This is a genomic window from Bacillus cihuensis, assembly GCF_000504145.1.
Taxonomy (GTDB): Bacteria; Bacillota; Bacilli; order Bacillales; family DSM-1321; genus Peribacillus; species Peribacillus huizhouensis.
This window is the reverse complement of sequence record NZ_AYSD01000029.1, coordinates 1-13,659: the sequence shown is the minus strand read 5'-3', so window position 1 is coordinate 13,659 and position 13,659 is coordinate 1. Positions and strand designations below refer to the sequence as shown.

Annotated in this window: 13 protein-coding genes, 1 tRNA gene, 1 other RNA gene and 1 other annotated feature; of the genes, 11 read left to right on the top strand and 4 right to left on the bottom strand. The window is 37.3% G+C overall.

The annotated features are described in order from the left end of the window. Positions 1–416: 416 nt before the first annotated feature. Positions 417–1,388, bottom strand: coding sequence for a YaaC family protein (locus V179_RS0105280; RefSeq protein ID WP_028390600.1), 972 nt, complete (start codon positions 1,386–1,388; stop codon positions 417–419). Between the two features lie 113 nt (positions 1,389–1,501). On the opposite strand from V179_RS0105280, the gene guaB reads away from it, so the two are divergent. The 4 genes from guaB (at position 1,502) to V179_RS0105260 (ending at position 6,328) form a co-directional block, all read left to right on the top strand. Continuing rightward, a complete protein-coding gene (gene guaB, locus V179_RS0105275; protein WP_028390599.1) occupies positions 1,502–2,965 on the top strand; it encodes an IMP dehydrogenase in 1,464 nt (487 codons plus the stop codon). Positions 2,966–3,132: 167 nt separating this feature from the next. Further along, on the top strand, positions 3,133–4,461 hold the full coding sequence (locus V179_RS0105270) for a D-alanyl-D-alanine carboxypeptidase family protein (RefSeq protein WP_028390598.1): 1,329 nt from the start codon (positions 3,133–3,135) through the stop codon (positions 4,459–4,461). 77 nt (positions 4,462–4,538) lie between these two features. Further along, positions 4,539–4,761, top strand: a binding site (T-box leader). 66 nt (positions 4,762–4,827) lie between these two features. Further along, positions 4,828–6,105, top strand: a complete 1,278-nt coding sequence (serS, locus tag V179_RS0105265) for a serine--tRNA ligase (RefSeq protein ID WP_028390597.1) — start codon at positions 4,828–4,830, stop codon at positions 6,103–6,105. 130 nt (positions 6,106–6,235) lie between these two features. Further along, a tRNA-Ser gene (locus V179_RS0105260) sits at positions 6,236–6,328 on the top strand. Positions 6,329–6,606: 278 nt separating this feature from the next. On the opposite strand, the gene V179_RS0105255 is transcribed toward V179_RS0105260, so the two are convergent. The 3 genes from V179_RS0105255 to V179_RS0105245 all read right to left on the bottom strand — a co-directional run bounded on the left by V179_RS0105255 (position 6,607) and on the right by V179_RS0105245 (position 8,642). Beyond that, the gene (locus V179_RS0105255) at positions 6,607–7,278 is read right to left on the bottom strand and encodes a deoxynucleoside kinase (RefSeq protein WP_028390596.1); all 672 of its coding nucleotides are present in this window, start codon (positions 7,276–7,278) and stop codon (positions 6,607–6,609) included. Next, on the bottom strand, positions 7,275–7,916 hold the full coding sequence (locus V179_RS0105250; RefSeq protein ID WP_028390595.1) for a deoxynucleoside kinase: 642 nt from the start codon (positions 7,914–7,916) through the stop codon (positions 7,275–7,277). The genes V179_RS0105255 and V179_RS0105250 overlap by 4 nt, the downstream gene beginning before the upstream one ends. 192 nt (positions 7,917–8,108) lie before the next feature. Continuing rightward, entirely contained in the window at positions 8,109–8,642 is a 534-nt protein-coding gene (locus V179_RS0105245; RefSeq protein WP_028390594.1) for an isochorismatase family cysteine hydrolase, read from the bottom strand. A gap of 154 nt (positions 8,643–8,796) precedes the next feature. Between V179_RS0105245 and tadA the strand changes: the two genes are divergently transcribed. The 7 genes from tadA to V179_RS0105215 all read left to right on the top strand — a co-directional run bounded on the left by tadA (position 8,797) and on the right by V179_RS0105215 (position 13,355). Continuing rightward, positions 8,797–9,303, top strand: coding sequence for a tRNA adenosine(34) deaminase TadA (gene tadA, locus V179_RS0105240; protein WP_028390593.1), 507 nt, complete (start codon positions 8,797–8,799; stop codon positions 9,301–9,303). Positions 9,304–9,377: 74 nt separating this feature from the next. Beyond that, positions 9,378–9,642: signal recognition particle sRNA large type (gene ffs / locus V179_RS29625), an RNA gene on the top strand. Between the two features lie 255 nt (positions 9,643–9,897). Then, entirely contained in the window at positions 9,898–11,586 is a 1,689-nt protein-coding gene (gene dnaX, locus V179_RS0105235; RefSeq protein WP_028390592.1) for a DNA polymerase III subunit gamma/tau, read from the top strand. Positions 11,587–11,607: 21 nt separating this feature from the next. Then, positions 11,608–11,931, top strand: coding sequence for a YbaB/EbfC family nucleoid-associated protein (locus tag V179_RS0105230; RefSeq protein ID WP_028390591.1), 324 nt, complete (start codon positions 11,608–11,610; stop codon positions 11,929–11,931). A gap of 237 nt (positions 11,932–12,168) precedes the next feature. Then, positions 12,169–12,765 (top strand): recombination mediator RecR, encoded by a 597-nt coding sequence (gene recR, locus V179_RS0105225; RefSeq protein ID WP_028390590.1) that lies wholly within the window; start codon positions 12,169–12,171, stop codon positions 12,763–12,765. 22 nt (positions 12,766–12,787) lie between these two features. Beyond that, a complete protein-coding gene (locus tag V179_RS0105220) occupies positions 12,788–13,012 on the top strand; it encodes a YaaL family protein (protein WP_028390589.1) in 225 nt (74 codons plus the stop codon). Positions 13,013–13,091: 79 nt separating this feature from the next. Further along, positions 13,092–13,355, top strand: coding sequence for a pro-sigmaK processing inhibitor BofA family protein (locus V179_RS0105215; protein ID WP_028390588.1), 264 nt, complete (start codon positions 13,092–13,094; stop codon positions 13,353–13,355). Positions 13,356–13,659 lie beyond the last annotated feature (304 nt).

Sequence of the window (13,659 nt, the reverse complement as noted above, 5' to 3'; positions counted from 1 at the left end):
TATTTATAGCTGGTCTCTTTTTTTTATGGACGTATACGTTTTGTTGTACCTTATATGCTCGGTGTCGAAATGCTCATAGGATGTGGATGCATCAACTAATTGGTCCTTTAGGTATATTGTATGCCCGCCGTCACTCTCGAGCTTCTTACCCCTATTAAAATCGCAAATTAACCTCTTCGAAGCATCCGAGGGAATTCTTCATCCAAATTACCTTTCAAGTGGTTAGCGTGCAACTGTTTATGGATTAAGGCTAATTTAGAAAATTTTTCGTTATTCAATTTTCGAGGGTTTATATTTTGGTATGAAGGACATAGGGACGGAGCTTCGTTGATTTAAATAGGATCTAACCAATTAATTTGCCACTCCGCCATTTAAGTTCTTTATCCTGCTTTAATAAACATCCAGTCTTAAAGAAATTATTGTGGGAAGAATCTTTCACTTGTTAACCATTGATAAATTAAAAATGGGATTTTTTCTTGCGTTATTGATAAAAATTGAAGAATGAGTGGATAGTCTTCGTTAGGTGTTGTCTTCAATAACTCTGACCACCACTCGGTTTCATAACGACATATCATACTTAAATTATACAGCACTAGATAGTGAATCATAATTTCAGGTAAGGTTGCGCACTCAGAACTTTTAGTAACAGAAAGCATAAAATTTTTATCAAATAAATGATATCGGAAAGGGGCATGCTTATTGAATAAAAGCTTTTGATCTATTGTCATTTCTAAACGATCAGTTTCTGTAATAGATATATTTAGCTTTGTTTTTGATTCTAAATATTCTTTAAAGCGATTTGTTGTCATTTGATAAATATCAAGTATGGAAGGTGATAAATGATATTGATTTTTATCGTGAAGCTGTAGAGTTTGATAACTTTTCTTCCCAAATAAATATTGATGGCTTTCATAAAGTTCTGGAATTTCCTTCAACAAGGATTTCATAGTATAACGCTCATTTTCCATTTGTTTTATACCGAATACTTTATCTAACGCATGCATATACAATCCATTTTTCTGGATTTTGATTTCATCTTGCAAAAATTCATATTGTTGTTTCTTACGCTTTCTTGTTGTTACTCCATGTGCAAGGACCCCTGTGTTTTCCGGGTAGTTGGGATCGTTAGTGAGAACACATGCTTTAAGAAGTTGAGTAAAACCATAAAACATAAGAACAGGCTGAATCGAGAGAGGTGCAATTTTTGCTTGGGTATAATAGGTCTTGCCGTGTTCAAGATAATAGATGAAGGGGTAGCAGTTTTCGTAACTATTCTTATCTGCTGTTGGGTCATTTATGGAACGATAACATTTATTTAAATAAATTTGTGTCCGAGATGCTGAGTAAAAGTTACTGAGTAAGTCCCAAAAAGTGGGGTAATTCATCATAAAATATTCTCCTTCTAATAAATAGAATAATCAGAAATTTTCTGTTCTCCTTGACAGTATTTTGTCCAATTGATAACCTACTAATAATATTTTTTTAACCTGGAGGGAAAAAAATGTGGGAAAATAAGTTCGCAAAAGAAGGATTGACCTTTGATGATGTATTATTAGTGCCAGCAAAATCTGAAGTTCTACCGAAAGATGTAAATTTACAAATTACTTTAGCAGAAAACTTAAAACTAAATTTGCCTATATTAAGTGCTGGTATGGATACAGTTACCGAGGCTGAGATGGCAATTTCTATGGCTCGTCAGGGTGGGTTAGGAATTATTCATAAAAATATGACGATCGAAGAGCAAGCGGAAATGGTAGACAAGGTCAAACGGTCAGAAAGCGGAGTTATTACTGATCCATTTTTCCTAACTCCAGAACATCAGGTATTTGATGCTGAGCATCTAATGGGAAAATATCGTATTTCTGGTGTTCCAATTGTAAACAATCTTGAAGAACAAAAACTTGTTGGAATACTTACAAATAGAGATTTGCGCTTTATCCAAGATTTCTCTATTAATATTTCCGATGTTATGACTGTTGAAAACCTGGTCACAGCACCAGTTGGAACAGATTTAAAACAAGCTGAAAAAATCCTTCAAAAACATAAAATTGAAAAACTTCCGCTTGTAGATGATAAAGGTGTATTAAAAGGTCTTATTACAATTAAAGATATAGAAAAAGTTATTGAATTTCCAAACTCTGCAAAAGATAAGCGTGGTCGATTACTTGCTGGTGCAGCAGTCGGAGTAACAGGAGATACACTAAAGCGTGTTGAAATGCTCGTCAAAGCTCACGTTGATGCAATTGTAATTGATACTGCACACGGACATTCAAAAGGTGTAATTGATACAGTGAAAGAAATACGCAATATATATCCAGAATTAACGATTATCGCTGGAAACGTAGCAACAGCTGAAGCGACGAAAGAGCTAATTGATGCTGGAGCCGATGTAGTCAAGGTTGGAATTGGACCTGGATCTATCTGTACGACGCGTGTTGTTGCCGGTGTTGGAGTTCCACAAATTACAGCCGTTTATGATTGCGCGACTGAGGCAAGAAAGCATGGAAAAACAATTATCGCTGATGGTGGTATTAAATACTCTGGCGATATCGTCAAGGCTTTGGCAGCTGGCGGCCATGCGGTAATGTTAGGCAGTATGCTTGCCGGTGTATCTGAGAGCCCTGGTGAAACGGAAATATTCCAAGGACGTCGCTTTAAAGTATATCGTGGAATGGGATCTGTTGCGGCTATGGAAAATGGTTCAAAAGATCGATATTTCCAGGAAAATAATAAAAAATTCGTGCCTGAGGGTATTGAAGGTCGTCTAGCTTATAAAGGACCATTATCTGATACAATTTATCAATTGATCGGTGGGATTCGTTCAGGAATGGGCTATTGTGGCGCTGCACACTTACAAGATTTACGAGAGAAAACTCAATTTATTAAGATGACAGGTGCTGGGTTGCGTGAAAGTCATCCACATGATGTACAAATCACAAAAGAAGCACCGAATTATTCTTTATAATTAGAACTTTATATTCATAATTACAAGTTAAAATTTCTGGACAGAGTATGAAAGTACTCTGTCTACTTTTTTTGATTTTTTTATGATAAACTAGACAAGGTGTACGTCAAATAACGAGGAGAGACTCTTCGAAATATATAGATCAAGTTAGTTGGAGGTATTGAAAATTGAAAAGATTTAGCAAGATTTCACTAGTTTTTATCACAGCTCTTACTCTAGTATTATCACAACTTGCCTTTCTACCAAATGATGCAAAGGCTAATACAGTTGATCTTGGTTTAAAAGCGGAAGCTGCAATCATTCTTGATGGAGAAACAGGTCGTATCCTATATGAGAAAAATGCAGATAAAGTACTTGGCATTGCATCAATGTCTAAAATGATGACAGAGTATATTGTTTTGGAATCAATAAAAAATAAGAAAATTACATGGGACCAGAAAGTTAATATAAACGAATATGTTCATAAGCTTTCTAAGGCACCTGGTTTGTCTAATGTGGGATTAACGCAGGGTGAAGATTATACAGTAAAAGAATTGTACGAAGCGATGGCCATTTTTTCCGGAAACGCTGCTACTGTAGCATTAGCAGAACTTATTAGCGGTAGCGAGAAGAACTTCGTTGGATTGATGAATAAAAAAGCTGGAGAAATAGGGTTAAAAGATTATAAATTTGTCAACTCTAGCGGTTTAAATAACTCGAGTCTGATGGGCAATATACCTGCTGGTAATGAAAATGAAGAAAATGTTATGACAGCGAGAGATACAGCAACACTTGCTTATCGTTTAATTACCGATTTTCCGGAAGCATTAGAATATTCGAAGATTCCGAGGTTGAAATTTAGAGATGGGAAGGAATATCCAAATTTCAACTGGATGCTGCCTGGGTTGATTTATGAGTATGAAGGTGTCGATGGATTAAAGACAGGATCTACAGACTTTGCAGGATTCGGACATACAGCCACTGCCATTAGAGATGGCCAACGTTATATCACGGTAGTCATGAAGTCAACTTCTAAAACTGAACGTTTTGAGGATAGCATTAAACTCATGAATTATGCTTTTGGTAATTTTGGTAAGGAAGAACTTATTCCAGCAAATTACCAAGTGAAGGGCCATAAGACGATCCCTGTAGCAGACGGGAAAGAAAATTCAGTAAAGATCCAATCAAAAGAAGCGATTACTGCAGTTATTAATCATGCGAACAAAGACAATTATCAACCTGAACTGGTTATTGATGAAAAGAAGTTGAATAAAGACGGTAAACTTGAAGCACCAGTTAAAAAAGGTGATGTAATTGGTTATCTAACAGTTAAGTCGAAAGATGGAACAGATTATGGATTTATCGACGAAGCAGGTGCAAAAACAGGCAAAGTAGATGTTGTAGCTGCAGAAACAGTAGAAAAGGCAAATTGGTTCGTATTATCTTCTCGAGCTATAGGTGGATTTTTCTCTGATATTTGGAGCAGCGTTTCCGAGACAGTAAAAGGCTGGTTCTGATTTCCATCTCGTGATTAAGGATAAAAGGGTTGCAACATGGTAAGAATTATAGTACATTATGGAAAACAATTTCATTCATTAAAACGATGACAGGAACCAGTAGTAAGTCTTGCTTTCTAAAGAGAGCCGATGGCAGGTGTAAATCGGTGGAAGTAACTTATGAATCCATCCTGGAGTAAAGTATGGAACCCCATTGATATGGGTAGTAATTACTTTCGGCTTATGCCGTTATCTTACGAGTGGAAAGTACATTTGTGCTTTCAACTAGGGTGGCAACGCGGGTTAACTCTCGTCCCTTTTATAGGGACGGGAGTTTTTTGTGTTCCTGAAACTAATTGTAATGAAGAAAACAAGGAGGAATGTGAAATGTTGGATTTAAAATATCTACGTAATCATTTAGAAGAAGTAAAGCAGGCATTGCAGTTCCGGGGTGAAGATTTAACTGATCTGGGAAAATTTGAGGAGTTGGATGGTAGACGCCGAGTACTAATTGCTGAAGGGGAAAGGTTAAAAAGCCGTAGAAACGAAGTATCTCAACAAGTTGCTATGTTAAAACGGGAGAAAAAAGACGCGGATCAATTGATTATTGAAATGAGAGAAGTTGGCGATCAAATTAAAGGATTTGATGATGAGTTACGCAAAGTGGAAGCTGATTTACAAAGAATGCTTTTATCAATTCCGAATATCCCTCATGAAAGTGTTCCTGTAGGAGAAACAGAGGATGATAATGTTGAAGTAAGAAAATGGGGAGAGCTTCCTCAATTTGCTTTCGAACCTAAGCCGCATTGGGATGTTGCTAGTGAATTAGAAATCTTAGATTTTGAACGAGCGGCCAAGGTAACAGGAAGCCGTTTTGTATTCTATAAAGGTCTAGGTGCTCGTCTTGAGCGTGCATTAATCAGTTTTATGCTTGATTTACATGTAGAGGAGCACGGTTATGAAGAAATGATGCCTCCATACATGGTGAATCGCACAAGCATGGTAGGGACTGGGCAGCTACCAAAGTTTGAAGAAGATGCTTTCAGGATAGAAAGTGAAGATTATTTCTTAATTCCTACTTCTGAGGTACCGGTTACGAATTATCATCGTGATGAAATACTAAATGGAGAAGCTCTGCCATTCGGTTATGCAGCATATAGCGCTTGCTTCCGTTCAGAAGCTGGGTCTGCTGGTCGCGATACACGTGGATTAATTCGCCAGCATCAATTTAATAAAGTAGAGCTAGTGAGGTTTGTGAAACCTGAAGACTCATATGCAGAGCTAGAGAAGCTTACAGGCCATGCAGAAAAAGTATTACAGTTGCTAGAGCTACCATATCGCGTACTAAGTATGTGTACGGCAGATCTTGGATTTACAGCAGCTAAGAAGTACGATATTGAGGTTTGGATTCCGAGCTATGGAACATATCGTGAAATTTCTTCTTGCAGTAACTTTGAAGCATTCCAAGCAAGACGGGCAAATATACGCTTCCGTCGGGATCCCAAGGGTAAGCCAGAACATGTTCATACACTAAATGGATCTGGTCTTGCTATCGGAAGAACGGTAGCAGCTATTCTTGAAAATTATCAACAAGCTGATGGTAGTGTAATCGTTCCAGAAGTCTTGCGTCCTTACATGCGGGGAGCAGAAGTAATAAGACCATAATGAAAGCAGAGGTTGTCTCAATAAAGGGTTAAACCCTATGAGACAACCTCCCTTTGCATTCATTATGAAAAACAAAAAATGATCCGTTGACTTTCGCGTAAACCTATTGTAATATAATACATGTTAATATGGAGGTATACCCAAGTTTGGCTGAAGGGATCGGTCTTGAAAACCGACAGGGGAGTCAAATCCCGCGGGGGTTCGAATCCCTCTACCTCCTCCATTTCTTTTAAAATTAACCACAGCGCATAAATTGGAACTCGTAAAACTCGTTGCAGATGTAACGGGTTTTTTTATTTAGAAATTTTAATTGGATATTGAAATTTGTCTGTTCGCATATTTTATACATCCTTATTCTTGAGCTTATGCCATTTAAGGATCACATCTCAAAAGCAAAGGGTCCGACCCCACAACAACTAAAGTACAGTATTAGATAAGTGTATGAAACACTATATACTGATTTAGAGTGCGAGGTCAGACCCTTATGAGACCATCTATTTTTTATAGTCTTCTTAATTTTTTTGTTTGGTTTAAAAAGGTTGAAATTCGTTCGACAATTGGTTCAATTGATTCTTCACTTTGGATTAGGTCATACTCATTAATGTTTAATCGTAAGACTGGACAAGCATTAAACTGATTAATCCAATTTTCATAGCGGCGGTGCATTTCTGTCCAATACTCGATAGGAGTTTGTTGTTCCATTGGGCGGCCACGGACTTTAATTCGTGACAAGATGTCATCTAATGATCCTTCTAAGTATATAAGCAAGTCTGGATGTGGGAAGTATGGGGTCATGACCATCGCGTCAAAAAGACTTGTGTAGGTTTCGTAATCAGTAGGGTTCATCGTTCCTTTTTCGTAATGCATTTTTGCAAAAATTCCCGTATCCTCATAAATGGATCGATCTTGAATAAACCCTCCGCCATATTCAAATATACGTTTTTGTTCCTTAAAACGTTCAGCAAGAAAATAAATTTGTAAATGGAAGCTCCAGCGATCGAAGTCTTCATAAAACTTATCTAAATATGGGTTTGTATCAACTTTTTCGAAGGAGGTGCGAAAGTTTAAGGCGTTAGCCAATGCATTTGTCATGGTGGATTTACCGATACCTACCGTTCCTGCAATGGTAATGACTGAGCTAGACGGGATATCATATTTTTTTCGTAAATTCATTCGTATATACTCCTTTTTAAAAGCGCGTTCTCTATGCGAGTCATAATCATAGACCGGTCTTCTTTGTTTTCAATAAAATCAATTTCATCTCCACTAAAGCGAAGAACCGGAATATCGGGGTGTTGTTCTTCGAACGTTGCCATGAAATGCTGATAATCAATGGTTAATTGTTCAAGGTAAATGGGACTGATATTCTTTTCAAAATCCCGGCCACGTTTTCCTATTCGTTTTAACAATGTTTCTAAACTTGCGTCTAAGTAAACGACCATATTTGGGTTGGGCATGTCTGCAGTAAGGATGTTAAAAATATTTAAGTATTTTTCGTATTGCCGATTTTTTAACGTCCTTTGTGCAAAAATTAAGTTTTTAAATATATGATAGTCTGCTACAACAGCTTGGTTGTTAGCGAGGAAGTTCATTTCGATATCTTCGAGTTGTTTGTAACGGTTGCAGAGGAAAAACATTTCCGTTTGAAAGCTCCACTCATCTATATTTTCGTAAAATTTACCCAAAAAAGGATTTTCATCAACGATTTCTTTTAATAAGGCAAATTTGAAGTGTTCAGAGATTGCTTTAGCAAGTGATGTTTTTCCCACACCAATTGGTCCCTCAACGGTGATAAATGGTGTGTTTATCATGAATTACGTCCTCCTTTAAAGCGATATCCCAATGGAATAATCGTGCGTTTCCGACTGTGGCTATGAATAACCATCCATTATTGTATCACAGACTGTTGGACTGGAGTGATAGAATTCTCGTTAATGGAGAATTGAATATATTGGTGGATTGGAATAGGGTATATATTTTGAATGAAACAGAAACTAGGGAGGTCATACTGGTCCTATCTGTGCTTTTAGTACATTTTTCATCATGGTAAGAGCGTACTGATTATCATCAGGACTGGCAGAAGCTAGGCAATTCTCTGGTATCCATAGCGGATATTCTCTCATATAAGCATCATTCGCAGTGAATAATACACAAATATTTCCAGCAATTCCTGTAATTGTGAGCTGGTCGACTTTTAAATGGTGCAATAATGTGTGAAGAGAAGTTCCGTAAAATGCCGAATGCTTTGGCTTTATTAAAAAATAATCATCTTCATCTGGTATAATTTGTTCAATAATTTGTGTGTTTTTTTCATTTTTACACAATGCAATTATTTTGTTGTAATTAGCCTGCCATAAATTATAATGATCATTAATATAAATAATAGGATAACCATTTTCTTTACAGATGTTTTTTAAAGTGAGGATTGGTTGGATGATGGGGATTGTATGTTTGAGAAGCATGTCACCATGCGTAAATTTAAAATCATTAATCATATCTATAATAAGTAAGGCTTGTTGTAGATTTTCTTGTTTCATTTTAGGTAGTCTCCTTTTTGGTAGCTGTTTATAAATATGTAATTATGCTTACAAGTTCGAAGTGAATATGAGTAGTGTGTCTGAATGACGGTGGCTTTACTCGTTTTGAAATAGGCTCTTAGTTGATATGTGAAATGAACGTGAAAGGATAATGATGATGGACGATCAATACTATATGAGGGAAGCATTAAAAGAAGCCGAAAAGGCTGGTCAAATAAATGAAGTTCCAATCGGTGCAGTCATCGTACTTCAAGATAAGATTATTGCAAGGGGACATAATTTACGAGAAACAGAGCAAAATGCAATCTCGCATGCTGAACTTCTCGCAATTGACCGTGCTTGCCGATCGCAAGGTACATGGCGTTTAGAAGAAGCCACGCTTTATGTCACACTTGAGCCTTGCCCGATGTGTGCAGGAGCAATCATTCAATCAAGGGTAAAGCGTGTAGTATTTGGTGCAAGTGATCCAAAAGGCGGCTGTGTGGGAACGTTTATGAATTTATTGCAAGATGACCGTTTTAATCACCAAGCCGAAGTGACAAGTGGTATCCTTAGTGCAGAATGTGGACAGATATTAACTGAATTTTTTAAAGGTATTCGATTACGTAAAAAGGCGGAAAAAGAATCAAGAAAAGCTTTAATGGAAAGGAATTGGAAATAAGTTATTTTTTCTTTGCTTTGTTTTAAGGTAATTAATATTGCTTTTTATTGTAGGACTTAGTATAATAAATCATGCCGTGCTAAGCGGGGAGGTAGCGGTGCCCTGTACTCGCAATCCGCTCTAGCGAGGCCGAATCCCTTCTCGAGGTTAGTTTCCTGTAGGGTCTGCCTTAAGTAAGTGGTGTTGACGCCCGGGTCCTGCGCAATGGGACTCCATGAACCATGTCAGGTCCGGAAGGAAGCAGCATTAAGTGGAAGTTTCCATGTGCCGCAGGGTTGCCTGGGCCGAGCTAACTGCTTAAGTAACGCTTATGGGAGCTAATCGACAGAAGGTGCACGGTATATAACATAATAAATCAACTCATCCTTTTGGGTGGGTTTTTTTATATCATTTTTGAAATTGATAAAAATAGCTAAACCAACATTTAAGGATGGTGTGAGCAGAGCAAATTAGTACAATACAGGCATTTATACAAAAACTCGTTTTTTATAAGTTATTTGATCATGCTTTTTATGTATTGTGCAATTCTGTCCCCTTTTCCTTCATACAAATAGTACGCTATAATAGATAGGGAGAAAATAAGGGGGTGACAACGTGGGGTATCAAGCATTATATCGAGTTTGGCGACCACAGCAATTTATTGATGTAGTCGGTCAGGAGCATGTAACGAAAACGTTACAAAATGCGCTACTGCAACAGAAAGTTTCCCACGCCTATTTATTTTCTGGTCCACGCGGTACTGGGAAAACGAGTGCAGCGAAGATACTCGCTAAAGCTGTTAACTGTGAAAAGTCACCGACAAATGAACCGTGTAATGAATGTGCGTCTTGCTTAGGAATTACAGATGGATCGATCCAGGATGTGATTGAAATTGATGCTGCATCCAATAATGGTGTTGAAGAAATCCGTGATATTCGGGATAAAGTGAAATATGCACCCAATTCAGGTACATATAAAGTATACATTATTGATGAAGTACACATGCTTTCACAAGGCGCCTTTAATGCTTTACTAAAAACATTGGAAGAGCCGCCACAGCACGTCATTTTCATTTTGGCAACTACTGAACCTCATAAAATTCCTTTAACCATCATCTCAAGAACACAGCGCTTTGATTTTAAACGTATACAGCCCCAGGATATAGTTGGTCGGATGACCCAGATTGTTTCTGAAAGTGGTATTACAGTGGATGAACAAGCATTGCATATCATAGCCAGAGCAGCTGAGGGGGGAATGAGGGATGCCTTAAGTCTACTTGACCAAGCAATCTCCTTTAGTTCTGATGAAGTAAGTGTAGAAGATGCATTAACCGTAACAGGTTCTGTTTCCCATGTTTTTTTAGGGAAATTGGCACGGGCTATTTATGATAAAAATGTAGCAGGTGCTTTGGAAGTATTAGATGAGCTATTAGCAATGGGGAAAGACCCAGCTAGGTTTATTGAGGATATGATTTTCTTTTTCCGAGATATGCTCCTTTATCAGGCGGCTCCTGGGATGGCGAATTCATTTGAGAGAGTACTGATTGATCCACAATTCAAAGAATTAGCAGAGGTTATTTCAAACCGAGATATTTATAGCATTATTGAAAGTTTTAATAAAACGCAGCAAGAGATGAAATGGACAAATCACCCGCGAATTTTTCTGGAAGTTGCATTAGTTAAGCTCTGTAATCAGGAACGTGAAAGTGCTGTGTCTGACGTTCATTTAAGACAGCTGACTAATAAGATAGAAGAACTTGAAAAGCAGCTAAGGGAATTGAAAGAAGGTGGAATTGGCCAAGCGGTTACAGCTCAAGCTGAAAAGCGGCCACAACCTTCTCGTTCTGTGAAAAAAACATATAAAGCACCAGTAGGGAAAATAACCCAAGTCCTTCGTCAAGCAACTAAGCAAGATCTTGCCCTTGTGAAAAGTAGATGGGGCGAAGTGCTTGAACAATTAGGACAGCAAAATTTAAAGTCATTGGCAGCTTTATTAAATGAAGCAGAACCAGTTGCTGCCTCTTCGCAGGCTTTTGTGTTAAAATTTAAGTATGATATTCATTGCCAAATGGCTATGGAAAACACCCGTTTTATTGAAGTAATGGCTTCAATCATGGAAAATGTGACGAGTCAAAGACTTGAAATGGCGGGAGTGCCTGAGAGTCAATGGCAAAGTATACGAGAGGGGTTTCTCTCCACTCAGCAAGTTGACGGTCAAAAAGAACCGGACATGAAAGAAGAAGATCCATTTATAACGGAAGCTCGCAAGTTAGTTGGAGATGAATTACTTGAAATTAAAGAATAATGGGAGGTAATACAAATGGGAATGCGTGGAATGGGAAATATGCAGAATATGATGAAGCAAATGCAAAAAATGCAAAAGAAAATGGCTGAAGCTCAAGAAGAGTTAGGCGAAAAGAAAATCGAAGGAACAGCAGGCGGTGGTATGGTCACTGTTGTAGTAACTGGCCATAAGGAAATTGTTGATGTAACAATTAAACCTGAAGTTGTGGATCCTGACGATATTGAAATGTTACAAGATTTAGTGCTAGCGGCAACAAATGACGCATTGAAAAAAGCAGATGAATTGACTAATTCAACGATGGGGCAATTCACGAAAGGGTTAAACCTTCCTGGTGGAATGATTTAATTAGCAAAACTAAAGGATAAATGAGGTTGTCTAAAAAGGGTCTGACCTCACATTCTATATAACGTTTATTACGTCACTTACACGTCGTATAAACGATTATATAGTAGATGTGGGGTTTGACCCTTTCGTTATGAGATAGCTTTATGTTTTTTGAGTTATGGTGTCTAGCGAAGAAAGTAATATGCTAGCCTATAAGTTGAAGAAGGCGTATGCGCTTTTCTTAATAGGAGGTATTTGATGCATTATCCAGAACCAATTACGAAACTAATTGATAGTTTTATGAAATTACCGGGGATTGGACCGAAAACTGCTGCGAGACTTGCATTTTTTGTATTAGGGATGAAAGAAGACACTGTATTGGATTTTGCAAAAGCACTTGTAAATGCCAAGCGGAATCTCTCCTATTGTACGGTCTGTGGTCATATAACAGATCAGGACCCATGTTATATATGTGAAGATCAACGAAGAAGTCGTGATGTTATTTGTGTGGTGCAGGAACCTAAAGATGTCATTGCTATGGAAAAAATGCGTGAATTCAATGGTCTTTACCATGTATTACACGGAAGTATCTCACCGATGGATGGGATTGGACCAGAAGATATAAACATTCCAGACTTATTAAAGCGTCTTCAAGATGAAACGGTTCAAGAAGTTATTTTGGCAACGAACCCAAATATTGAAGGGGAAGCTACCGCAATGTATATCTCTAGGTTATTAAAGCCATCGGGAATTAAAGTCACAAGAATTGCACATGGGTTACCTGTAGGTGGGGATTTAGAGTATGCAGATGAAGTGACATTATCGAAAGCCCTCGAAGGAAGAAGGGAAATTTAAGAAGTAGCAGGGAGTGGGTCTTGTGTTCTTTCGTCGAAAAGGCAGACTTCGTAACGAAAATAACCAAAAATTAGTACAACAATTAGAGGGAATTAAAAGAAGTTGGCTCAACCAGAAATCATTACTAGAAAAAAGCCTTGATCCATCAGAAGATGCAATCATACAAACAAAAATTGCCGAAATTAAATATTTCTATCTATTTAAAGAAGCGAAAAGAAGAAAATTGACAGTTGGAAAACGTAAGTAAGAGTGTAATCACTTCATCATTGTTCTTATTTAGTTTTATCTACATAGAATGTAGTACGAGCTAATAAGGGGGGATGATGGTGGAGCCAATGGTTATTGTAAGTGTAATAGCTGGGTTAATTGTATTACTGCTTTTTGTCGGAGCGCCTATAAAACCAATCCGACTAATAGGGCAGGGAGTTGTTAAATTAATTATTGGCGCTGTTTTTTTATTTTTTCTAAATGTGTTTGGAAATCAATTAGGGGTTCATGTACCTATTAATTTAGCCACTTCTGCAATAGCAGGAATTTTAGGAATTCCAGGTGTAGCTACTTTAGCTGCGATTGATTATTGGATTATTTGAAGAATTCGAGAGAAACTTCTCGGGTTCTTTTTTAATTTCTCTCTTCAAGGTATACTAATAAGATATTAGGAATTAGCTATTATTTAGTAACAGGAGAAACAGTGTGGATTTAAATAAGTTTTAATAAAAAAATTATATTTGTAAAATAAGTATTGACGAATTATTGAGAAGTTGCTAATATATATCTTGTCGCTAAAACGACATTGCATCTACTAGCAGTTAGAAAGAAACACTTTTTAAAATAAAAAATGTTGACGCTAATGAAAAGATGTGATATATTAATAAAGTCGCTTCTGAGAGGTTA

Coding starts and splice junctions, on each gene's coding strand:
- V179_RS0105250 (WP_028390595.1), bottom strand. CDS start 7,916: ATGATAAACACACCATTTATCACCGTTGAGGGACCAATTGGTGTGGGA.
- serS (WP_028390597.1), top strand. CDS start 4,828: ATGTTGGATTTAAAATATCTACGTAATCATTTAGAAGAAGTAAAGCAG.
- recR (WP_028390590.1), top strand. CDS start 12,169: ATGCATTATCCAGAACCAATTACGAAACTAATTGATAGTTTTATGAAA.
- V179_RS0105255 (WP_028390596.1), bottom strand. CDS start 7,278: ATGAATTTACGAAAAAAATATGATATCCCGTCTAGCTCAGTCATTACC.
- tadA (WP_028390593.1), top strand. CDS start 8,797: ATGATGGACGATCAATACTATATGAGGGAAGCATTAAAAGAAGCCGAA.
- V179_RS0105230 (WP_028390591.1), top strand. CDS start 11,608: ATGCGTGGAATGGGAAATATGCAGAATATGATGAAGCAAATGCAAAAA.
- V179_RS0105280 (WP_028390600.1), bottom strand. CDS start 1,388: ATGATGAATTACCCCACTTTTTGGGACTTACTCAGTAACTTTTACTCA.
- guaB (WP_028390599.1), top strand. CDS start 1,502: ATGTGGGAAAATAAGTTCGCAAAAGAAGGATTGACCTTTGATGATGTA.
- V179_RS0105245 (WP_028390594.1), bottom strand. CDS start 8,642: ATGAAACAAGAAAATCTACAACAAGCCTTACTTATTATAGATATGATT.